Source organism: Escherichia sp. E10V5 (assembly GCF_004212315.1).
Taxonomy (GTDB): domain Bacteria; phylum Pseudomonadota; class Gammaproteobacteria; order Enterobacterales; family Enterobacteriaceae; genus Escherichia.
In genome coordinates, this window is sequence record NZ_RHJM01000025.1 from 84,459 (window position 1) to 104,771 (window position 20,313).

Annotated in this window: 21 protein-coding genes and 1 tRNA gene; 11 read left to right on the forward strand and 11 right to left on the reverse strand. The window is 52.0% G+C overall.

Features of this window, described 5'->3' with window-relative positions; genetic code table 11:
- Positions 1 to 34: 34 nt before the first annotated feature.
- Together ompA and sulA are read right to left on the reverse strand one after the other, a co-directional pair.
- A complete protein-coding gene (ompA, locus tag D9738_RS18030; RefSeq protein ID WP_064528817.1) occupies positions 35 to 1,087 on the reverse strand; it encodes a porin OmpA in 1,053 nt (350 codons plus the stop codon).
- Between the two features lie 356 nt (positions 1,088 to 1,443).
- A complete protein-coding gene (gene sulA / locus D9738_RS18035; RefSeq protein ID WP_064528402.1) occupies positions 1,444 to 1,953 on the reverse strand; it encodes an SOS-induced cell division inhibitor SulA in 510 nt (169 codons plus the stop codon).
- A gap of 217 nt (positions 1,954 to 2,170) precedes the next feature.
- Here sulA and sxy point away from each other — a divergent pair, with 217 nt between their 5' ends.
- Positions 2,171 to 2,800, forward strand: coding sequence for a CRP-S regulon transcriptional coactivator Sxy (sxy, locus tag D9738_RS18040; protein ID WP_130205381.1), 630 nt, complete (start codon positions 2,171 to 2,173; stop codon positions 2,798 to 2,800).
- Here sxy and yccS read toward each other — a convergent pair.
- Together yccS and D9738_RS18050 are read right to left on the reverse strand one after the other, a co-directional pair.
- A complete protein-coding gene (gene yccS, locus D9738_RS18045) occupies positions 2,763 to 4,925 on the reverse strand; it encodes a YccS family putative transporter (RefSeq protein ID WP_130260791.1) in 2,163 nt (720 codons plus the stop codon). The two genes, sxy and yccS, sit on opposite strands and share 38 nt — an antisense overlap.
- A gap of 9 nt (positions 4,926 to 4,934) precedes the next feature.
- A complete protein-coding gene (locus D9738_RS18050) occupies positions 4,935 to 5,381 on the reverse strand; it encodes a YccF domain-containing protein (protein WP_064528407.1) in 447 nt (148 codons plus the stop codon).
- A gap of 122 nt (positions 5,382 to 5,503) precedes the next feature.
- On the opposite strand from D9738_RS18050, the gene helD reads away from it, so the two are divergent.
- Positions 5,504 to 7,558, forward strand: coding sequence for a DNA helicase IV (gene helD / locus D9738_RS18055; RefSeq protein ID WP_130260818.1), 2,055 nt, complete (start codon positions 5,504 to 5,506; stop codon positions 7,556 to 7,558).
- 31 nt (positions 7,559 to 7,589) lie between these two features.
- On the opposite strand, the gene mgsA is transcribed toward helD, so the two are convergent.
- Both mgsA and D9738_RS18065 read right to left on the reverse strand, forming a co-directional pair.
- Positions 7,590 to 8,048 carry a methylglyoxal synthase gene (gene mgsA, locus D9738_RS18060; protein ID WP_064528411.1) on the reverse strand — a complete coding sequence of 153 codons (459 nt, stop codon included), beginning with the start codon at positions 8,046 to 8,048 and terminating at the stop codon, positions 7,590 to 7,592.
- Positions 8,049 to 8,143: 95 nt separating this feature from the next.
- Positions 8,144 to 8,806, reverse strand: a complete 663-nt coding sequence (locus D9738_RS18065) for a DUF2057 family protein (protein ID WP_130205387.1) — start codon at positions 8,804 to 8,806, stop codon at positions 8,144 to 8,146.
- A 172-nt stretch (positions 8,807 to 8,978) separates the two neighbouring features.
- Between D9738_RS18065 and D9738_RS18070 the strand changes: the two genes are divergently transcribed.
- Positions 8,979 to 9,392: a CoA-binding protein gene (locus tag D9738_RS18070; protein ID WP_064528416.1), complete on the forward strand. Its 414-nt coding sequence runs from the start codon at positions 8,979 to 8,981 to the stop codon at positions 9,390 to 9,392.
- Between the two features lie 45 nt (positions 9,393 to 9,437).
- On the opposite strand, the gene hspQ is transcribed toward D9738_RS18070, so the two are convergent.
- A complete protein-coding gene (hspQ, locus tag D9738_RS18075; protein WP_001295356.1) occupies positions 9,438 to 9,755 on the reverse strand; it encodes a heat shock protein HspQ in 318 nt (105 codons plus the stop codon).
- Between the two features lie 57 nt (positions 9,756 to 9,812).
- Positions 9,813 to 11,003, reverse strand: coding sequence for a 23S rRNA (cytosine(1962)-C(5))-methyltransferase RlmI (gene rlmI, locus D9738_RS18080; RefSeq protein ID WP_064528417.1), 1,191 nt, complete (start codon positions 11,001 to 11,003; stop codon positions 9,813 to 9,815).
- A 94-nt stretch (positions 11,004 to 11,097) separates the two neighbouring features.
- Between rlmI and yccX the strand changes: the two genes are divergently transcribed.
- Positions 11,098 to 11,376 carry an acylphosphatase gene (gene yccX, locus D9738_RS18085; RefSeq protein WP_000048252.1) on the forward strand — a complete coding sequence of 93 codons (279 nt, stop codon included), beginning with the start codon at positions 11,098 to 11,100 and terminating at the stop codon, positions 11,374 to 11,376.
- On the opposite strand, the gene tusE is transcribed toward yccX, so the two are convergent.
- From tusE to D9738_RS18100, 3 genes are all read right to left on the reverse strand, one after another.
- Positions 11,373 to 11,702, reverse strand: a complete 330-nt coding sequence (gene tusE, locus D9738_RS18090) for a sulfurtransferase TusE (protein WP_000904443.1) — start codon at positions 11,700 to 11,702, stop codon at positions 11,373 to 11,375. The two genes, yccX and tusE, sit on opposite strands and share 4 nt — an antisense overlap.
- 91 nt (positions 11,703 to 11,793) lie before the next feature.
- The gene (yccA, locus tag D9738_RS18095; protein WP_000375136.1) at positions 11,794 to 12,453 is read right to left on the reverse strand and encodes an FtsH protease modulator YccA; all 660 of its coding nucleotides are present in this window, start codon (positions 12,451 to 12,453) and stop codon (positions 11,794 to 11,796) included.
- 198 nt (positions 12,454 to 12,651) lie between these two features.
- Positions 12,652 to 12,739 (reverse strand) — tRNA-Ser (locus tag D9738_RS18100).
- A 404-nt stretch (positions 12,740 to 13,143) separates the two neighbouring features.
- Here D9738_RS18100 and hyaA point away from each other — a divergent pair.
- From hyaA to appC, 7 genes are all read left to right on the forward strand, one after another.
- Positions 13,144 to 14,262: a hydrogenase 1 small subunit gene (hyaA, locus tag D9738_RS18110; RefSeq protein ID WP_010344442.1), complete on the forward strand. Its 1,119-nt coding sequence runs from the start codon at positions 13,144 to 13,146 to the stop codon at positions 14,260 to 14,262.
- Positions 14,259 to 16,052: a Ni/Fe-hydrogenase large subunit gene (gene hyaB, locus D9738_RS18115; protein ID WP_130260792.1), complete on the forward strand. Its 1,794-nt coding sequence runs from the start codon at positions 14,259 to 14,261 to the stop codon at positions 16,050 to 16,052. The genes hyaA and hyaB overlap by 4 nt, the downstream gene beginning before the upstream one ends.
- Positions 16,053 to 16,070: 18 nt before the next feature.
- Entirely contained in the window at positions 16,071 to 16,781 is a 711-nt protein-coding gene (gene hyaC, locus D9738_RS18120) for a Ni/Fe-hydrogenase b-type cytochrome subunit (protein ID WP_130205393.1), read from the forward strand.
- Positions 16,778 to 17,365, forward strand: a complete 588-nt coding sequence (gene hyaD, locus D9738_RS18125) for a hydrogenase 1 maturation protease (RefSeq protein WP_130205395.1) — start codon at positions 16,778 to 16,780, stop codon at positions 17,363 to 17,365. Before hyaC ends, hyaD begins: the two co-directional genes overlap by 4 nt.
- Complete coding sequence (gene hyaE / locus D9738_RS18130; protein ID WP_130260793.1) at positions 17,362 to 17,760, forward strand: hydrogenase-1 operon protein HyaE; 399 nt, start codon at positions 17,362 to 17,364, stop codon at positions 17,758 to 17,760. Before hyaD ends, hyaE begins: the two co-directional genes overlap by 4 nt.
- Positions 17,757 to 18,626 carry a hydrogenase expression/formation protein gene (locus tag D9738_RS18135; RefSeq protein ID WP_130260794.1) on the forward strand — a complete coding sequence of 290 codons (870 nt, stop codon included), beginning with the start codon at positions 17,757 to 17,759 and terminating at the stop codon, positions 18,624 to 18,626. Before hyaE ends, D9738_RS18135 begins: the two co-directional genes overlap by 4 nt.
- Positions 18,627 to 18,760: 134 nt before the next feature.
- Complete coding sequence (gene appC / locus D9738_RS18140; protein ID WP_130260795.1) at positions 18,761 to 20,302, forward strand: cytochrome bd-II oxidase subunit 1; 1,542 nt, start codon at positions 18,761 to 18,763, stop codon at positions 20,300 to 20,302.
- Positions 20,303 to 20,313: the final 11 nt, after the last annotated feature.

Consider the following 20,313-nt stretch of genomic DNA (forward strand, 5'->3'; position numbering starts at 1 on the left):
CCCGCAGTAGCGGGGTTTTTTATTAGACGAGAACTTAAGCCTGCGGCTGAGTTACAACGTCTTTGATGCCTTTAACTTCGATCTCTACGCGACGATCCGGAGCCAGGCAGTCGATCAGAGCAGCACGCTGTTTCACGTTGTCACAGGTGTTGCCAGTAACCGGGTTAGATTCGCCCATACCACGTGCGGAGATCTTGTCAGACGGGATACCTTTGGAGATCAGGTAATCAACGACGGACTGAGCACGACGCTCGGACAGACCCTGGTTGTAGGCGTCAGAACCGATGCGGTCAGTGTAACCCAGAACAACTACGGAACCGTCTTTCGGATCCAGGTTGCTCAGCTGGCTGTACAGCTGATCCAGAGCAGCCTGACCTTCCGGTTTCAGGGTTGCTTTGTTGAAGTTGAACAGAACGTCAGACTTCAGAGTGAAGTGCTTGGTCTGTACTTCTGGAGCCGGAGCCGGAGCCGGAGCAACTACTGGAGCTGCTTCGCCCTGACCGAAACGGTAGGAAACACCCAGGCTCAGCAGACCGTTGTCCGGACGAGTACCGATGGTGTTAGCGTCACCGATGTTGTTGGTCCACTGATATTCCAGACGGGTAGCGATTTCTGGAGTGATCGCGTATTCAACACCGCCTGCGAATACCGGAGAAACGCCGGTGTCGTGGTCTTTAAAGGATGGGCCACCAGGTACGTTAGCCTTGGTGTCTGCGCGCCATACCATACCACCCAGACGAGTGTAGATGTCCAGATCGTCAGTGATTGGGTAACCCAGTTTAGCGGTCAGCTGAACGCCCTGAGCTTTGTATGCGCCGTTGATGTTGTCGCCTTTGTACGGCATACGACCTAACCAGTCGTAACCCATTTCAAAGCCAACATACGGGTTAACCTGGTAACCACCAAAAGCACCTGCACCCAGTTGGTTTTCGTGGGTCGGACCATTGTTAGGAATGAAACCAGTGTCATGGTACTGGGACCAGCCCAGTTTAGCACCGGTGTACCAGGTGTTATCTTTCGGAGCGGCCTGCGCTACGGTAGCGAAACCAGCCAGTGCCACTGCAATCGCGATAGCTGTCTTTTTCATTTTTTGCGCCTCGTTATCATCCAAAATACGCCATGAATATCTCCAACGAGATAACACGGTTAAATCCTTCACCGGGGGATCTGCTCAATTGTAACTCTGCCGATAAATTCGGCTTATGCCGAGCACCCCTGGCGATGTAAAGTCTACAACGTAGTTGAAAACTTACAAGTGTGAACTCCGTCAGGCATATGAAAAAAAAGACTTGTATAAGGTGCGTTTAACCTTTTTTGTTAACGATACTTTACAGGATAAAATCGCGGAAACCGCTTCAGACAAGCCTCCACAAGTAAAATTAGTGACAAGTGAAAGCGTCTACGGGTTAACAAAAAAAGTTCCAGGATTAATCCTAAATTTACTTAATGATACAAATTTGAGTGAATTTTTAGCCCAGAAAGTTGTCTCGTGGCGTGAGAGTGTGTGCTTACTGGACGCATAATAAACCCCATTGCGTTACCTTCATTGGCGGCATCGACAAGATCAGCATGCTCTTCTTCTGTCAGATCGTCTGCCAACCAACCGATCACTACGCTGTAATTTCCCGTACGCAAAGCACGAACCATTGATTCCACGGTGTGACAAGGGGAAAGCTGGCTTATCTGCATCACCTTAGTTAAGGGTAGTCCCGCTGCCTGAACCCATTCACGACTTAGTTTTTGTTGCGGCGTTAACCAAAGTTGCCAACGCGATTGTTGGCCGAGTTGCTGTAATAATGGCAAAAGCAGGAGTTGCGTCATCATGGGCTGATCTTCGCGATAGACAACTTCACTAATTAGCCCGGCTGTAGTGTTTTCCGTAGAGACACGCGCAATTTTGCTTGCTGTGGAGGAGAACATCGAAGAACGATTTGCGTAGCCTGAAGTGTACATAATCAATCCAGCCCTATGAGTTACTGTATGGATATACAGTACATCCAGTGACAACAAAGATCAACACAAATTTCGGAAAGAGCCTCGCAATTTTTGTCGTTGGTGACCTGAAAACTTAAATTAATCTTGCCCCTTGAGAATAAGTTGCCTATTTTCGTATTTAACGGATCCGTTAATGTGAATCATTCTTTTATATTATGATTTTAAAAGGAATTTTATGAAAAGCCTCTCCTACAAGCGGATCTATAAGTCACAAGAATACCTGTCGACGTTAGGCACTATTGAATATCGATCGTTGTTTGGCAGTTACAGTCTGACCGTTGACGATACAGTGTTTGCGATGGTTTCTGATGGTGAGTTGTATCTTCGGGCTTGTGAGCAAAGCGCACAGTACTGTGTAAAACATCCACCAGTCTGGCTGACATACAAAAAGTGTGGCCGTCCCGTTACTCTCAATTACTACCGGGTTGATGAAAGCTTATGGCGGAATCAACAGAAGTTGGTGCGGCTGTCGAAATATTCGCTGGACGCTGCGCTTAAAGAGAAAAGTACGCGCGACACCCAGCAACGGCTGAAAGATTTGCCCAATATGTCTTATCACCTGGAAGCGATTCTCGGGGAAGTGGGGATTAAGGATGTTCGGGCGCTACGTATACTTGGGGCGAAAATGTGCTGGTTGCGGCTACGGCAGCATAACAGTCTGGTGACAGAAAAGATTCTGTTCATGCTTGAAGGCGCAATTATCGGTATTCATGAAGCTGCGCTCCCGGTGGCACGCCGCCAGGAGCTTGCAGAATGGGCAGATTCTATTACACCGAAACAGGAGTTTCCTGAGGAACTTGAGTAATCCGGCGTTGCAGACGGCCAATTTCTGGCAGTAATGCAATCAGTAACCCGATTTGCTGTACGACAAGAGGTTCTTTGCTGTCTGCCCGCGGTTCAAGTTGTTGCATCCGCTGTTTCAGGCCAGCTAATGCCTGATTGACGCGTTCTTCATCGGCAGGTTGATGATGTAGCGCGTCATCAACATAGCAAACTGCGTCATCAAGAAACGCCAGAATTTCAGGGTTGGTTAACTGCTCGCGGTGTGCGCCGAGGGCAGAAATATAGCTGGTAAAAGTATGGTTAAGGCACAGTAAACGGAACGCGTCATCGCGAATTTGCGGTGTGACGTTCGGTTCACTGGACATATTCGACACCACCGACGCCAGTTCAGCATCACGGTTGTGAGCATCGCGTCGGGCAATACGATACGCCAGACGGTTGTCACGCCCCTGATGATATTGCTCAAGAATGGCATCGAGATAACGGCAGTTAGCATCCGTCGCGCGTTCAAGCATTCGCGGCAGATTGCGAAACCGCCAGTCGGGCCAGATGTAGCTCACCGCCGCCCATGCTATTGCACAGCCGATCAGCGTATCGATTACGCGAGGCAGCGCGACTTCAAAACCTTCACCCAGCAGGTTGAAGCACAGTAACACCAGAAGCGTAATGAACATCGTTGCATGAGCGTATTGCACGTTACGGAAGGCAAAAAAGAGCACGCCGGTAATCACCAGCAGCACCAGTTGTCCTTCCAGTGACGGAACAAACCACAGCACAGGAATACCAATCGCAATACCCACCAACGTACCAATAATCCTTAACTTCAGACGGTGGCGCGTGGCGTTATAGTTTGGCTGGCAGACAAACAGACTTGTCAGCAGGATCCAATACCCGTGATGCATTCCGGTTATCTGAATGATGGCGTAACCAACACACAATACCAGCGACATTCTCACTGCATGGCGAAATAGTGCAGACTCCGGCGTTAAGTTACGTTTAAGACGCAGCCAGATATCGCTAAACCCGCGAGGGCTGTCGTCGGCGAGTTCATTTTCGTCTGCATTGGGGGACAGCGCCTGGGCTTGTTCTGATTCAATAGTCGCCAGTTGGGCATCTATGGCACGTAAATTGTTCAGCAGGAATCCCAGTATTTTTAGCAGATCGGCGGGCGCACCATTTTCGCGCATCCGCTCAAGTGCGGCGTCAATATGCGTAAAAGCGCGTTCAAAATGTGGATCGTGCTGATAAGGCTGACGCAGCAAAATACAGCGTGACAATTGTTGGCAAGCTTGTCCCTGCATCGACATCAGGCGCTGGAAGCGGAACAGCACATCGCTGTGGCGAAAATGTTCTCGCAGCGTTTGATACTGAATATGTGAAGAGCTTGCCCGCTCGTGGATATCCTGCGCTACAAAATAGTAATGTAGTGTACGACGCGTTCCCCGCTGACCGCGGTCGCCGCGTAAGCGGGTCAGCAACGAGATTTTCGTCTGGTTCAGCGTCACCATAAGTTGCCCGTTGGCGAGCGCCAAATCATACAGCGGTGCCTGGCTTTCATCCTCAATATCAGGATCAAACATACGTGACTTGAGTTCCAGATACCGCGCCAGTTGTTCGTAACAACGTGCCAGGTTGTCCTGCAACGGGCGGACAGGGAACAGCAAATGACCAATAAGCGTCAGGATGTTGTACCAAACCGCACCAGCAAGCAGATAGATAGGCTGCTGATACCAGTGTTCATACAGGGAGGTTCCCAGCATCGTGTAAATGGCAATCAGCAATGCACCGAAGGCGATGGTCGCATAGCGTTGACCCAGACCGCCGAGCAAAATGAAGCCGCTGGTGGAGAGCGTTAAACCAATGGCGAACAGCCAGGGCCACGGAAATAACAGCTCTACTGAAGCCGAGGCAATAAAAAAACAGAACAGCGTAATAATGAGATTACGCAGACGTCCCGCCAGTCGGTCGTCGAGATCGGTCAGTGCTGCCGCCACCATTCCGAGAGTCAGCGGAATCGTAAGTTTTACATCACCCAGCCACCACGGAAACGCAGTGGTGCCGCAAAGTGCGATAAAAATGCGCGCGTAATACAGCCAGGTGCTGTTCCAGGTATAGCGTTTGAGCAAAGGACTTAGCATAAAGGCCATAATGTTGGATTATTGGAAACGGCGACGTGCATTGGCTTCACGCGCAGCTTGAGCTGTTTCTACCGATACCACGCGGCGTCCGACCGGCCACAGAGCAATAGCGGCAATTTTAAAGTTCGCAATACCAACCGGAATACCAATGATGGAAATGCATTGCGCGATACCTGTTGCGATATGCATCAGACATAGCCACCAGCCGAAGAAAATCAGCCAGAAAATATTCAGCACCGTACCGCCAGTGTTAAGCAGCACATTTTTGCCTGCCGGGTTTAGTTCATCGACATGAATAGCTTCATTGCCATAAGGCAGCAGAGACAGTTTGGTTATCTCCCAGCAGGACCGTGTCAGCGGTAAGGTGAAAATCAGCACAATACTGACCAGGGTCGCCAACAGCCAGCCAAGAGTGGTGGCGAATCCGCCAAGCACAAAGTTCAGAATGTTCAAAACGGTACGCATAAAACCTCGCTTTACTGTGGTTTTCAGTAATGGGCGGCAATTGTAACGTTTTTTTGGGCTGGAGCACGTTTTCTCTGGCGGTTACACTGATAAGAAATGACATCGTGTGGATCTACAGAGACATGGAACTGAAAGCGACAACTCTTGGCAAACGTCTGGCACAGCACCCTTACGATCGGGCGGTGATCCTCAATGCCGGGATAAAAGTTTCCGGCGATCGCCACGAATACCTTATTCCTTTCAATCAATTACTGGCTATTCACTGCAAACGTGGTTTGGTATGGGGTGAGCTGGAATTTGTATTGCCTGATGAAAAAGTCGTGCGTCTGCATGGCACTGAATGGGCAGAGACGCAGCGTTTTCACCATCATCTTGATGCTCACTGGCGGCGCTGGAGCGAGGAAATGAGCGAAATTGCCGCTGGCGTATTGCAGCAACAACTGGATCTTATTGCTGCTCGCACTGGAGAAAATAAATGGCTGACGCGGGAGCAAACCACTGGGGTACAGCAACAAATTCGTCAGGCTTTGTCAGCGTTGCCATTACCGGTTAATCGCCTGGAGGAATTTGATAACTGTCGTGAGGCGTGGCGCAAATGTCAGGCCTGGCTGAAAGATATTGAAGGCAGTCGGTTGCAGCATAATCAGGCGTATACCGAAACCATGCTTAACGAATATGCGGATTTTTTCCGTCAGGTTGAGTCTTCACCGCTTAATCCGGCGCAGGCCCGGGCGGTGGTTAATGGTGAGCATTCCCTGTTAGTGCTGGCTGGTGCAGGAAGCGGAAAAACGTCTGTGCTGGTGGCGCGCGCTGGCTGGTTATTGGCGCGTGGTGAAGCATCACCCGAGCAAATTTTATTGCTGGCGTTTGGCCGAAAAGCGGCGGAAGAGATGGACGAGCGGATCCGCGAACGGCTGCATACCGAAGAGATTACCGCGCGCACGTTTCATTCTCTGGCCCTGCATATTATTCAGCAAGGCAGCAAAAAAGTACCGACAGTCAGCAACCTGGAAAATGACACCGCAGCCCGCCATGAACTCTTTATTGCTGAGTGGTGCAAGCAGTGTAGTGAAAAGAAAGCACAGGCGAAGGGCTGGCGACAATGGTTGATGGAAGAACTGCAGTGGTCAGTGCCAGAAGGCAACTTCTGGGATGATGAAAAATTGCAGCGTCGTCTCGCATCTCGCCTCGATCGCTGGGTCAGTCTGATGCGGATGCACGGTGGCGCGCAGGCTGAAATGATTGCCAGTGCGCCAGAAGAGATTCGGGATCTGTTCAGTAAACGAATCAAATTGATGGCACCGTTGCTGAAAGCCTGGAAAGGTGCGCTGAAAGCGGAAAATGCCGTCGATTTTTCAGGTCTGATTCATCAGGCGATTGCTATCCTTGAGAAAGGGCGGTTTATCAGCCCGTGGAAACATATTCTGGTTGATGAATTCCAGGACATCTCCCCACAGCGAGCGGCCTTGCTGGCAGCATTGCGTAAACAAAATAGTCAGACAACGTTGTTTGCCGTTGGCGATGACTGGCAGGCTATTTACCGCTTCAGCGGCGCGCAAATGTCGCTCACCACGGCCTTCCATGAAAACTTCGGTGAAGGCGATCGCTGTGATTTAGACACGACTTACCGTTTCAATAGCCGCATAGGAGAGGTGGCAAATCGTTTTATTCAGCAGAACCCTAATCAGTTGAAAAAACCGCTGAATAGCTTAACGAATGGTGACAAAAAAGCCGTCACCTTGTTGGATGAGAGTCAGCTTGACGCTTTACTGGACAAGCTATCTGGTTATGTCAAACCCGAAGAGCGCATTCTGGTACTAGCGCGTTACCATCATCTGAAGCCCGTTACTCTGGATAAAGCCACGACGCGCTGGCCGAAGCTGCAAATCGACTTTATGACCATTCATGCCAGCAAAGGGCAACAGGCCGACTACGTCATCATCGTTGGTTTGCAGGAGGGGAGTGATGGCTTCCCGGCTGTGGCGCGTGAGTCCATTATGGAAGAGGCGCTACTGCCGCCAGTAGAGGACTATCCGGATGCCGAAGAACGGCGATTAATGTACGTTGCGCTCACTCGCGCACGGCATCGGGTTTGGGTACTGTTCAGCAAAGAGAATCCTTCTCCCTTTGTGGACGACCTGAAAAAACTGGATGTACCGGTAGCAAGGAAACCGTAAGAAACAGGCGGCGAGTGCCGCCTGTGCGAACTTACTTCAGGCGTTCTGCGAGATAACGCTGATAATCCGGGATCAGAATATCTACAGCGTCGTTGAAATGTGGTGACTGGATGATGAAATCAGCCGTTGCCACGTTGGTGGCGACCGGAATGTTCCACACCGTCGCCAGACGCAGCAACGCTTTCACGTCGGGGTCGTGTGGTACAGCATTCAGCGGGTCCCAGAAGAAAATCAGCACATCAATTTTCCCTTCTGAGATCAATGCGCCAACCTGCTGATCGCCGCCCATCGGGCCGCTCAGCATCGCGTTGACGTTCATTCCTGTCGCGCGGGAAATTAAGTTACCCGTGGTGCCCGTTGCATAAAGTTCGTGCTGCTCCAGAAGCGGCTGATGCCGTTCCACCCAGCTCATGAGCATTTGCTTGCAGTGATCATGTGCCACCAGCGCAATATGTTTACGCGCCGCCATTGTGCGAGTTGTCAGTTCCATAATTTACATCCGTAGTTAACTTTCCTACAGACTACTGTAAGCACTTATCGCTGCAAGATAAAGACTGAAAAAGCCTGCGCACAGGCACAAAAATCTCAGGAAGAAGGTTGTTTTTCCGCCCATTGCAGAAAGTTATTACGCGTTTGTGGGTCAGCCAGTTTAAACCAATACTTCAGCCGTTGTTCAGTGAGCACCTGTGACTGCGGAGGAATCGCATCCAGTTCCGAAACGCCGGAGAGCAGTGTACTGTCGTCCGCCATCATAGTGGCAAATTGCGGTAGCGAAGCGCGTTTTGCGGATTTGTTATAGCGTTCGACTTCCAGCTCATAATCGATTGTTTTCCCGGCAGAGGTAATGGCGAGAATATCCAGCTTCACCGGAATCGGCGTCGCATCGCCATCTAACAATTCAAGGTTCGGCGCTGCGTCAAAATGGTTCGCTTCTCGTTCATTCTCCAGGCGAGGGAGACGAAAATTCACCTGACTAATGAGCTGGGTATTAAAGCTAACGACCAGCGGCGGGGAGATATAAAGTCGTTCTTCGTTACTGGAAAGATGGATTGTCTTTTCAACGCGAAACACTAACTGATGTGGTCCATTATCCAGTTCGATGCTATCAGCACCGCGAAGCAGAGAACTGGAAACCTTTTTGCCGTCGAGTATCAGGAGATCAACATCGCTGGATAGCCGCAGTGTGGTGGCAAAAACGGATACCGGCAAACACAGTGCAATCAAGGTGGTCATAATGCCGGTTTTCATAGGTAGCTCCTGTCCAAAGACCGCCCGACTAATAATGTATCAAAATTTTTCTTTAATCATACTTACTAACATATAGACATGTTTTCTGCTTTTGCTCTCATACATTCGTAGTAGCTACATGGTTGGCATGTCGGGATTGTCGTACACTTTGGTAAATAGTCTGGAGGAAATGATGAAAGAAACCGATATTGCAGGCATTTTAACGTCCACTCGCACCATTGCGCTGGTGGGAGCAAGTGACAAACCCGATCGTCCAAGTTATCGCGTAATGAAGTATCTGCTCGATCAGGGCTATCACGTTATTCCCGTCTCCCCAAAGGTCGCCGGTAAAACGCTGTTAGGCCAGCAAGGTTACGGCACGCTGGCGGAGGTTCCGGAAAAAGTGGATATGGTCGATGTTTTCCGTAATTCAGAAGCAGCATGGGGTGTGGCGCAGGAGGCGATCGCTATTGGTGCGAAAACCTTATGGATGCAGCTGGGTGTTATAAATGAACAGGCGGCAGTGCTGGCGCGTGATGCAGGGCTAAACGTGGTGATGGATCGCTGCCCGGCGATTGAGATCCCTCGTCTGGGCCTGGCGAAATAAAAAAATACCCGGAAGGCGAAAACCTTCCGGGCATGTTTATGAGGATTAGTTACGCAGACGCGGCGCCTGGAGTTGTTTGCGGATAGTCTGCGCTAGCTCATCCATTGACGGTTGCTCTGGATGTTCATCCTGCAATTCGCTACTTAGCTGGGCTTCAGCCAGGTAGGTATGAACCGGTAGGCCGTTGTCATCCTCCATCACCACGTGATACCACGGAGCGGCGCGAAGCTCGTCATTCACCGCCAGCTCATCAGGCGACGGTTCAGAGAGCGAGTAAACCGGGTCGATATCCACGACCACTCCGAGATAACCTAACAGGGAATGGCGGACCTGCTGGCCGATACCGAATTTGCTGGCAATCATAGTCACCTCCCGGGAAATCTTTACCTTTGATATATGGGCAAAATTTCACTTTTCAAGTTACATGACGCGACAGGCAAACCCTTTCAGATATAGCCCTTCCGGGTAGGTAGCGATCACCGGGTGATCGGCGGCCTGACGGAACTGCTCTATAAATTGTACATCACGACCGGCATCAATTGCGGCGTCAGCGATGATTTTCTGAAATAAATCGCTGGTCATCAGGCCAGAACATGAGAAAGTCAGGAGAACTCCGCCTTCATTCAACAGCTGAATGGCCAGCATGTTGATGTCTTTATAGCCACGGCATGCGCCCATCAACTGGCTTTTATTCTCAACAAACTTCGGTGGGTCCATCACGATAACGTCAAATTTTTCACCGCGATCGCGATAGGTACGCAGCAATTTAAAGACGTCATCACGGACAAACTCAGCCTTGCTCAGATCCAGCTTGTTCAGCTCAACGTTCTGCCGCGCGATATCCAGGGCTTCCTGCGAAGTATCGACACTGACTACCTGGCTGCATCCACCCATTAATGCCGAGACGGCGAAACCACCGGTATAGGAGAAACAGTTGAGTACGCGTTTATTTTCAACGTAGCGGCGGGTAGCCAGGCGGCTGTCACGCTGATCCAGGTAGTAGCCCGTTTTGTGGCCGTGTTGAATGTCCACCAGCAGCTTCATACCGTGTTCTTCAATCGGCAGCAGGGCAGGCGGCAGCTCGCCGGTAACGGGGCCCTGGGTCAGCTCCATACCTTCTTTTTTACGTACAGCGACGTCGCTGCGGTCGTAAATTGCGCACTCCGGATAGAGCGTTTGCAGGGCGCTAATTAATGCCGCGCGCTGATACTCTGCGCCAGCACTCAGCAGTTGCAGCACCAGAAAATTGCCGAAGCGGTCGATAGTAATGCCAGGCAGGCCATCAGATTCGCCAGCAATTAAACGATAGCTGTCGAGGCCATCTTTTTTCGCCAGCCAGTCGCGCCACTTTTGCGCCTGTTGTAAACGGCGAGTAAAAAAGGCAATGTCGATGGATTCTGACGGGTCAAACGTCCAGACGCGCGCACGGATTTGCGATGCTGGCGAATAAGCGCCGCGTGCTAACCATTTTCCCTGATGATCAACAATATCGATGGTTTCTCCGAGGCTGGCTTTACCTTCCATTCGGGCAACGGCGCCGGAAAAGACCCACGGATGGCGACGAAGTAATGATTTTTCGCGCCCTTTGGCTAACACTAAACGTACACTCATAATTAACTATTCTGTCGATGCAAAGAAATGGGCGCCATTGTCCGGAGTTTTCCATGGATTTGCAACGCGTCCATTAAGGATAAGGGGAGCAGTCATGTCGAAAGTCTGCATAATTGCCTGGGTATACGGCCGGGTTCAGGGCGTAGGGTTTCGCTATACCACCCAGTACGAAGCGAAAAGATTGGGATTAACCGGTTACGCCAAAAATCTTGACGATGGCAGCGTGGAAGTCGTTGCCTGCGGTGAAGAAGGGCAGGTGGAAAAATTAATGCAGTGGTTAAAGAGCGGTGGCCCGCGTTCAGCGCGTGTGGAACGGGTGCTTAGCGAGCCGCATCATCCCTCCGGGGAGTTAACGGATTTTCGTATTCGTTAAATGCATTTCACCGGTTTAGGCAGGCCAGCAATTTTGGTGGCTTGCTTTGCCGGGCCTTTCGGGAACAGTCGGTACAGATAGCGGCTATTGCCTTTCTCTTCACCAAATTTATTCGCCATCGCTTTAACCAGCATACGAATTGCCGGAGAGGTATTAAATTCCAGGTAGAAGTCACGCACAAAACGCACCACCTCCCAGTGTTCTGGCGACAGTGTAATACCTTCGTTCTCTGCAATGACCACCGCCAGTGGTTCGCTCCACTGGCTACTTTCTTTGAGATAGCCTTCGGTATCGGTTTCTATCTCTTTACCTTCGAAGATCAGCATAATTATTTACTACCTTAGTCAGACTGGCGGCAGTGTAACAAAAAACAAAGCCCCGCATAAAGCGAGGCTCAGAAAGAGATAGCGGGCGAGATTAATCGCGGCTGGCGAAGCCCAGAATGCTCAACAGGCTAACGAAGATGTTATACAGCGACACATACAGGCTCACAGTGGCACGAATGTAGTTCGTTTCACCGCCGTGGATGATGTTGCTGGTTTCAAACAGAATTGCGCCAGAGGAGATCAGAATGAACACCGCGCTGATCGCCAGATGCAGAGCAGGCAGTTGCAGGAAGATATTCGCTACCATCCCGATCAGGACAACAACAATACCCGCCATCAGCATACCGCCGAGGAACGACATATCCTTGCGAGTGGTCAGCACATACGCAGAGCAGCAGAAGAACACTAATGCCGTACCGCCCAACGCCATGGCAATTACGTCACCCATTCCGGCTGACAGATAGGTGTTCAGAATTGGCCCGAGGATATAACCCAGAAAACCGGTAAACGCGAACGCGGAGATAATCCCGGTCGGCTTATTCGCCGTTTTATAGGTCAGGAACATCAAACCATACATACCCACCAGCGTCAGAATCAGCCCCGGAGATGGCAGCATCAGAACCGTACTGGCCGTCGCGGTAATCGCCGAAAAGGCCAGTGTCAGGCTCAGGAGAAAATAGGTATTACGCAGCACCTTATGGGTGCTAAGCAGCGATGTACGGTCATGTGAAGAACTAACAATACGATCCATTGAGTCACTCTCTATGACAGATGTAATTAATGAAGCAGCATAATGATAATGCCGAAAGCTACCCAGAGGTTTTACCCATCTTTACGCATTTGATCTGGAACAGGTTTAGCAGAGGATGGTTAAGCCACTGAGTGTGGTATAGCATTTTGACAGGCAAAAGAAAAAGGGGTTAGCATTTAGCTAACCCCTTATCTTATTTGGCGGAAGCGCAGAGATTCGAACTCTGGAACCCTTTCGGGTCGCCGGTTTTCAAGACCGGTGCCTTCAACCGCTCGGCCACACTTCCGGAATGACGCGAACTATAAACATCCCGATGCGTCGTGTAAACCCCTAATTTGTTTGTTTGCTTGAAAAACAGACAAATGCGCGTTGATTGCGTGAAATAACAGCAATTTGGGTATTCTGTCGCCATAAAAATGGGCTCGTAATCGTTCTGCGCCAAACCTTAAGGAAAATAAGGCCCATTTTTATCGCTAAAAGACAAATCCACACAGTTTGTATTGTTTTGTGCAAAAGTTTCACTACGCTTTATTAACAATACTTTCTGGCGACGTGCGCCAGTGCAGAAGGATGAGCTTTCGTTTTCAGCCTCTCACGTAAAACGATGGTTTGCCTTGCTACAGGGACGTCGCTTGCCGACCATAAGCGCCCGGCGTCCTGCTGGTGTCGCAAGGAGAAGAGACGTGCGATATGAATAACGAGGAGACATTTTACCAGGCCATGCGGCGTCAGGGGGTCACCCGGCGCAGCTTTCTCAAATATTGCAGTCTGGCTGCAACCTCGCTGGGATTAGGCGCGGGAATGGCACCAAAGATTGCCTGGGCGCTGGAAAATAAACCGCGCATTCCGGTGGTGTGGATCCACGGTCTGGAATGCACCTGCTGTACCGAATCTTTTATCCGCTCCGCTCACCCACTGGCGAAGGATGTCATTCTTTCCCTTATTTCTCTCGACTACGACGATACTCTGATGGCTGCTGCCGGAACTCAGGCGGAAGAAGTCTTTGAAGACATCATCACACAATACAATGGCAAATATATCCTTGCGGTAGAGGGCAATCCGCCACTGGGCGAGCAGGGGATGTTCTGTATCAGCAGCGGTAGGCCGTTTATTGAAAAACTGAAACGCGCAGCGGCTGGGGCCAGTGCGATAATCGCCTGGGGAACCTGCGCTTCATGGGGCTGCGTGCAGGCCGCGCGGCCCAATCCGACGCAGGCAACGCCCATCGACAAAGTCATCACCGACAAACCCATTATCAAAGTGCCAGGCTGCCCGCCGATCCCGGATGTGATGAGCGCCATCATTACTTACATGGTGACGTTCGATCGCCTGCCGGATGTCGACAGAATGGGGCGTCCGCTGATGTTCTATGGTCAGCGTATTCACGATAAATGCTATCGCCGCGCCCACTTCGACGCCGGAGAGTTCGTGCAGAGTTGGGATGATGACGCGGCGCGTAAAGGTTACTGCCTGTACAAAATGGGCTGCAAAGGGCCAACTACGTATAACGCCTGCTCCTCTACCCGCTGGAACGATGGCGTTTCCTTCCCGATTCAGTCTGGTCACGGTTGTCTTGGCTGTTCTGAAAATGGCTTCTGGGATCGCGGCTCGTTCTACAGCCGCGTGGTCGATATTCCGCAAATGGGGACTCATTCCACCGCCGATACCGTCGGCTTAACTGCGCTTGGCGTGGTGGCTGCGGCAGTTGGCGTACATGCAGTCGCCAGCGCCGTTGACCAGCGCAGACGTCATAACCAGCAACTTGCAGAAGCAGAACAACAGCCAGGCAACGAGGATAAACAGGCATGAGCACTCAGTACGAAACTCAGGGATACACCATCAACAATGCCGGACGTCGCCTGGTGGTTGATCCGATCACGCGCATCGAAGGCCATATGCGCTGTGAAGTAAATATCAACGATCAGAATGTGATAACCAATGCCGTCTCCTGCGGCACGATGTTTCGCGGGCTGGAGATCATCCTGCAAGGGCGCGATCCGCGCGATGCGTGGGCGTTCGTTGAACGTATCTGCGGCGTCTGTACCGGCGTACACGCTCTGGCTTCGGTTTACGCCATCGAAGATGCCATCGGTATTAAAGTGCCGGACAACGCCAATATCATCCGCAATATTATGCTGGCAACGCTCTGGTGCCACGATCACCTGGTGCATTTCTATCAGCTCGCCGGGATGGACTGGATCGATGTGTTAGATGCGTTGAAAGCCGATCCGCGGAAAACCTCCGAACTGGCGCAAAGCCTCTCTTCGTGGCCGAAATCGTCCCCTGGCTATTTCTTCGACGTACAAAACCGACTGAAGAAATTTGTTGAAGGCGGGCAGTTGGGGATCTTCCGTAACGGCTACTGGGGCCATCCGCAATATAAACTGCCGCCAGAAGCCAACCTGATGGGCTTTGCCCACTATCTCGAAGCTCTCGATTTTCAGCGTGAAATTGTCAAAATCCACGCGGTCTTTGGCGGTAAAAACCCTCATCCAAACTGGATTGTCGGCGGGATGCCATGCGCAATTAACATTGACGAAAGCGGCGCGGTCGGCGCGGTCAATATGGAACGCCTGAACCTGGTGCAGTCGATTATCACCCGTACGGCGGACTTCATTAATAACGTGATGATCCCCGACGCTTTAGCCATCGGCCAGTTCAACAAACCGTGGAGCGAAATCGGCACGGGCCTTTCGGATCAATGCGTCCTCAGCTACGGTGCGTTCCCCGATATCGCCAACGACTTTGGCGAAAAAAGTCTGCTGATGCCTGGCGGCGCAGTAATTAACGGCGACTTCAAAAACGTGCTGCCAGTAGATTTGGTTGATCCGCAGCAGGTGCAGGAGTTTGTCGATCACGCCTGGTATCGTTATCCCGACGATCGGGTTGGACGTCATCCCTTCGATGGTATTACCGATCCGTGGTACAACCCCGGCGATGTCAAAGGCAGTGATACTAACATTCAGCAACTGAATGAACAGGAACGCTACTCGTGGATAAAAGCGCCACGCTGGCGCGGTCATGCGATGGAAGTGGGGCCGCTGGCGCGCACGTTGATCGCTTACCACAAAGGCGATGCGGCAACCGTTGAGTCTGTCGATCGCATGATGTCGGCACTGAACCTGCCGCTTTATGGCATCCAGTCAACGTTGGGCCGCATTTTGTGCCGCGCGCACGAAGCGCAGTGGGCCGCAGGTAAGTTGCAATACTTCTTTGACAAGCTGATGACCAACCTGAAAAACGGCAACCTCGCCACCGCCTCCACTGAAAAATGGGAGCCTGCTACCTGGCCGAAAGAGTGCCGGGGCGTCGGTTTTACCGAAGCGCCGCGCGGGGCGTTAGGTCACTGGGCCGCCATTCGCGATGGCAAGATTGATCTCTATCAGTGCGTGGTGCCGACCACCTGGAACGCCAGCCCGCGCGATCCCAAAGGGCAAATTGGTGCGTATGAAGCGGCGCTGATGAACACCAAAATGGCTATTCCTGAACAGCCGCTGGAAATCCTGCGTACTTTGCACAGCTTCGACCCGTGCCTCGCCTGTTCAACTCACGTGCTAGGCGACGATGGCAGCGAGCTTATCTCCGTGCAGGTGCGTTAACAGCGAAGGAGAATCATCATGCAACAGAAAAGCGACAACGTTGTCAGCCACTATGTCTTTGAAGCGCCCGTGCGGATCTGGCACTGGCTGACGGTGCTGTGCATGGCAGTGTTGATGGTTACTGGCTACTTTATTGGTAAACCGCTGCCTTCGGTCAGCGGCGAGGCGACTTATCTGTTCTACATGGGGTACATCCGGTTAATTCACTTCAGTGCTGGGATGATTTTTACCGTGATATTACTGATGCGGATCTACTGGGCATTTGTCGGTAATCGCTACTCACGCGAGCTGTTCATCGTGCCGGTGTGGCGTAAACGCTGGTGGTTGGGCGTGTGGTATGAAATCCGCTGGTATCTGTTTCTGGCAAAACGCCCGAGTGCTGATATTGGTCATAATCCCATCGCCCAGGCCGCGATGTTCGGCTATTTCCTGATGTCCGTTTTTATGATCGTCACCGGTTTTGCGCTGTTCAGCGAACATAGTCAGTATGCCATCTTCACACCGTTCCGTTACGTGGTGGAATTTTTCTACTGGACGGGCGGCAACTCAATGGACATTCACAGCTGGCATCGGCTGGGGATGTGGCTGATTGGCGCGTTTGTGATCGGTCATGTGTATATGGCGCTGCGTGAAGACATCATGTCTGATGACACGGTGATCTCCACTATGGTGAATGGCTACCGCAGCCACAAATTTTTTAAAGTCAAAAGCAACAAGGAGCGTTCATGAGCGAGCAACGCGTGGTGGTAATGGGGCTGGGTAACCTGCTGTGGGCTGATGAAGGCTTCGGCGTGCGGGTGGCAGAACGGCTGTATGCCCATTATCACTGGCCCGAGGAAGTGGAGATTGTTGATGGCGGCACTCAGGGGCTGAACTTGCTGGGCTATGTCGAAAGCGCCAGCCACTTGTTGATTCTCGATGCCATTGATTATGGGCTGGAGCCAGGAACGCTACGAACCTATGTCGGAGAACGTATTCCGGCCTATCTCAGCGCGAAGAAAATGAGCCTGCACCAGAACAGTTTCTCCGAAGTGCTGGCGCTGGCAGATATCCGCGGACATCTGCCAGCACATATTGCCCTCGTCGGCCTGCAACCCGCGATGCTCGACGACTACGGCGGCAGCCTGAGCGAACTGGCGCGAGAGCAACTGCCCGCTGCGGAACAGGCGGCGCTGGTACAGCTGGCTGAGTGGGGAGTTGTACCGCAACCGACTGAGGAGTCTCGTTGTCTCAATTATGACTGTCTGTCGATGGAAAATTACGAAGGCGTTCGCTTGCGCCAGTACCGGATGACGCTGGAGGAGCAGGGATGAGCAACGACACGCCATTTGATGCGTTGTGGCAACGAATGCTGGCGCGCGGCTGGACGCCGGTCAGTGAATCCTGTCTTGATGACTGGCTTACGCAAGCGCCAGACGGCGTGGTGTTGTTAAGCTGTGACCCAAAACGGACGCCTGAAGTCAGCGACAATCCGGTAATGATCGGCGAGCTACTGCGCGAGTTTCCAGACTATGTGTGGAAGGTGGCGATTGCCGATCTTGAGCAAAGCGAAGTCATTGGCGATCGCTTTGGTGTTTTTCGCTTTCCCGCCACCCTGGTGTTTACCGGCGGTAGCTATCGCGGCGTGTTGAACGGCATCCACCCGTGGGCGGAGCTGATAAACCTGATGCGTGGGCTTGTCGAACCGCAACAGGAGCGAGCCTCATGAGCGACACTTTCTTCCATCTGCTGGGACCGGGAACACAACCTGGCGACGACAGTTTCAGCATGAATCCACTGCCGATCACCTGTCAGGTGAATGATGAACCGAGTATGGCGGCACTGGAGCAATGTGCTCACAGCCCGCAGGTGATGGCGCTGTTAAACGAGTTGCAACATCAACTAAGCGAACGTCAGCTACCGCTGGGCGAGGTGCTGGCAGTCGATCTGTTAAATCTCAACGCCGACGATCGTCATTTCCTCAATACGCTGCTTGGGGAAGGGGAAGTATCAGTGCGCATCCAGCACGCTGACGGCAGTGAAAGTGAAATTCAGGAGGCGATATTCTGTGGATTATGGCGTGTACGCAGACGTCGCGGCGAACAGTTGCTGGAGGACACACTGGAGGACACACTGGAGGCTGGCTGCGCGCCGCTGGCGTTGTGGCAGGCGGCAACGCAAAACGCGCTGCCGACAGATTCGCTATTACCGCCCCCCATCAATGGCCTGATGAATGGCTTACCGCTGGCCCATGAGTTGCTGGCGCATGTACGAAACCCCGACGCGCAGCCGCACAGTATTAATCTGACGCAGCTACCCATCAGCGAGGCTGATCGGCTTTTTCTGTCGCGTCTTTGCGGACCGGGAAATATTCAGATTCGGACCATTGGCTACGGCGAGAGCTATATCAATGCTACGGGATTACGCCATGTCTGGCATTTACGCTGTATGGACACCTTAAAAGGCCCCCTGCTTGAGAGTTATGAAATCTGCCCGATACCCGAAGTTGTGCTGGCTGCGCCGGAAGATCTGGCGGACTCTGCGCAGCGTCTCGGCGAGGTTTGTCAGTGGCTGGCGGAAAGTGCACAACATTAAAAACGGTGGCAAATATCGCTTTCGGTCCTGTGAATATCGCAATTAGCGAATACAACTACCTACAAACTGTAAGGATAAAAAGAGGGATCTACTATTAAAGGGTTATTACCCTCTCTTCGCCTACAGGAGTTAGCATGTGGGATGTTATTGACTTATCGCGCTGGCAGTTTGCGCTGACCGCGCTGTATCACTTTTTATTTGTGCCCCTTACCCTGGGGCTGATTTTTTTGCTGGCCATCATGGAAACTATTTACGTGGTTACCGGCAAAACAATCTACCGCGATATGACGCGTTTCTGGGGTAAGCTCTTCGGTATCAACTTTGCTCTCGGCGTGGCCACCGGCCTGACGATGGAGTTTCAGTTTGGTACTAACTGGTCATTCTATTCCAACTATGTAGGCGACATTTTCGGCGCACCGCTGGCGATGGAAGCATTAATGGCCTTCTTCCTCGAATCCACTTTTGTTGGTCTGTTCTTCTTCGGCTGGCAACGCCTGAACAAATATCAACACCTGTTGGTCACCTGGCTGGTGGCATTCGGTTCAAATATCTCCGCATTGTGGATCTTGAATGCCAATGGCTGGATGCAGTTCCCGACCGGGGCGCATTTCGATATCGATACCCTGCGTATGGAGATGACCAGCTTCAGCGATCTGGTCTTTAACCCTGTCAGCCAGGTGAAATTTGTGCACACGGTGATGGCAGGTTATGTGACCGGGGCGATGTTCATTATGGCGATCAGCTCGTGGTATTTGCTGCGTGGGCGGGAGCGCGACGTTGCACTCCGCTCGTTTGCCATCGGTTCTGTCTTCGGGACCCTGGCGATAATCGGCGCGCTGCAACTCGGAGACAGCTCTGCATATGAAGTCGCACGAGTACAGCCGGTAAAACTGGCGGCGATGGAAGGGGAGTGGCAAACTGAACCTGCACCCGCGCCGTTCCATCTCGTTGCCTGGCCGGAACAGGATCAAGAACGCAACGCTTTTGCCATTAAAATCCCGGCCCTGTTAGGGATCCTCGCCACTCATTCATTGGATAAACCTGTTCCCGGGCTGAAAAATTTGATGGCCGAAACCTACCCACGGCTGCAACGCGGACGCATAGCCTGGCTGTTAATGCAGGAGATATCGCAGAGCAACCGCGAGCCGCATGTATTACAGGCGTTTCGCGAGTTAGAAGGCGATCTCGGTTACGGCATGCTGCTCTCTCGTTATGCACCGGATATGAATCATGTCACTGCTGCGCAGTACCAGGCGGCGATGCGTGGCGCAATCCCGCAAGTTGCGCCGGTATTCTGGAGTTTCCGCATCATGGTTGGCTGCGGTTCGCTGCTGTTACTGGTGATGCTGATTGCGCTCGTCCAGACGCTGCGCGGCAAAATCGATCAACATCGCTGGGTGCTGAAAATGGCGCTCTGGAGTTTGCCACTGCCGTGGATTGCCATTGAAGCCGGGTGGTTTATGACCGAGTTTGGTCGTCAGCCGTGGGCGATTCAGGACATCTTACCGACATACTCCGCGCACTCTGCATTAACCACGGGCCAACTGGCCTTCTCTCTGATCATGATCGTAGGGCTTTACACCCTGTTCTTAATCGCCGAAGTCTACCTGATGCAGAAATATGCCCGCCTGGGGCCGAGTGCGATGCAGAGTGAACAACCAGCGCAGCAACAGTAAAGGAGAGAGTC

What these genes read in the sequence shown, in the direction of transcription:
- ompA (WP_064528817.1), bottom strand. Translation starts at nt 1,087, where the DNA reads ATGAAAAAGACAGCTATCGCGATTGCAGTGGCACTGGCTGGTTTCGCT.
- sulA (WP_064528402.1), bottom strand. Translation starts at nt 1,953, where the DNA reads ATGTACACTTCAGGCTACGCAAATCGTTCTTCGATGTTCTCCTCCACA.
- sxy (WP_130205381.1), top strand. Translation starts at nt 2,171, where the DNA reads ATGAAAAGCCTCTCCTACAAGCGGATCTATAAGTCACAAGAATACCTG.
- yccS (WP_130260791.1), bottom strand. Translation starts at nt 4,925, where the DNA reads ATGGCCTTTATGCTAAGTCCTTTGCTCAAACGCTATACCTGGAACAGC.
- D9738_RS18050 (WP_064528407.1), bottom strand. Translation starts at nt 5,381, where the DNA reads ATGCGTACCGTTTTGAACATTCTGAACTTTGTGCTTGGCGGATTCGCC.
- helD (WP_130260818.1), top strand. Translation starts at nt 5,504, where the DNA reads ATGGAACTGAAAGCGACAACTCTTGGCAAACGTCTGGCACAGCACCCT.
- mgsA (WP_064528411.1), bottom strand. Translation starts at nt 8,048, where the DNA reads ATGGAACTGACAACTCGCACAATGGCGGCGCGTAAACATATTGCGCTG.
- D9738_RS18065 (WP_130205387.1), bottom strand. Translation starts at nt 8,806, where the DNA reads ATGAAAACCGGCATTATGACCACCTTGATTGCACTGTGTTTGCCGGTA.
- D9738_RS18070 (WP_064528416.1), top strand. Translation starts at nt 8,979, where the DNA reads ATGAAAGAAACCGATATTGCAGGCATTTTAACGTCCACTCGCACCATT.
- hspQ (WP_001295356.1), bottom strand. Translation starts at nt 9,755, where the DNA reads ATGATTGCCAGCAAATTCGGTATCGGCCAGCAGGTCCGCCATTCCCTG.
- rlmI (WP_064528417.1), bottom strand. Translation starts at nt 11,003, where the DNA reads ATGAGTGTACGTTTAGTGTTAGCCAAAGGGCGCGAAAAATCATTACTT.
- yccX (WP_000048252.1), top strand. Translation starts at nt 11,098, where the DNA reads ATGTCGAAAGTCTGCATAATTGCCTGGGTATACGGCCGGGTTCAGGGC.
- tusE (WP_000904443.1), bottom strand. Translation starts at nt 11,702, where the DNA reads ATGCTGATCTTCGAAGGTAAAGAGATAGAAACCGATACCGAAGGCTAT.
- yccA (WP_000375136.1), bottom strand. Translation starts at nt 12,453, where the DNA reads ATGGATCGTATTGTTAGTTCTTCACATGACCGTACATCGCTGCTTAGC.
- hyaA (WP_010344442.1), top strand. Translation starts at nt 13,144, where the DNA reads ATGAATAACGAGGAGACATTTTACCAGGCCATGCGGCGTCAGGGGGTC.
- hyaB (WP_130260792.1), top strand. Translation starts at nt 14,259, where the DNA reads ATGAGCACTCAGTACGAAACTCAGGGATACACCATCAACAATGCCGGA.
- hyaC (WP_130205393.1), top strand. Translation starts at nt 16,071, where the DNA reads ATGCAACAGAAAAGCGACAACGTTGTCAGCCACTATGTCTTTGAAGCG.
- hyaD (WP_130205395.1), top strand. Translation starts at nt 16,778, where the DNA reads ATGAGCGAGCAACGCGTGGTGGTAATGGGGCTGGGTAACCTGCTGTGG.
- hyaE (WP_130260793.1), top strand. Translation starts at nt 17,362, where the DNA reads ATGAGCAACGACACGCCATTTGATGCGTTGTGGCAACGAATGCTGGCG.
- D9738_RS18135 (WP_130260794.1), top strand. Translation starts at nt 17,757, where the DNA reads ATGAGCGACACTTTCTTCCATCTGCTGGGACCGGGAACACAACCTGGC.
- appC (WP_130260795.1), top strand. Translation starts at nt 18,761, where the DNA reads ATGTGGGATGTTATTGACTTATCGCGCTGGCAGTTTGCGCTGACCGCG.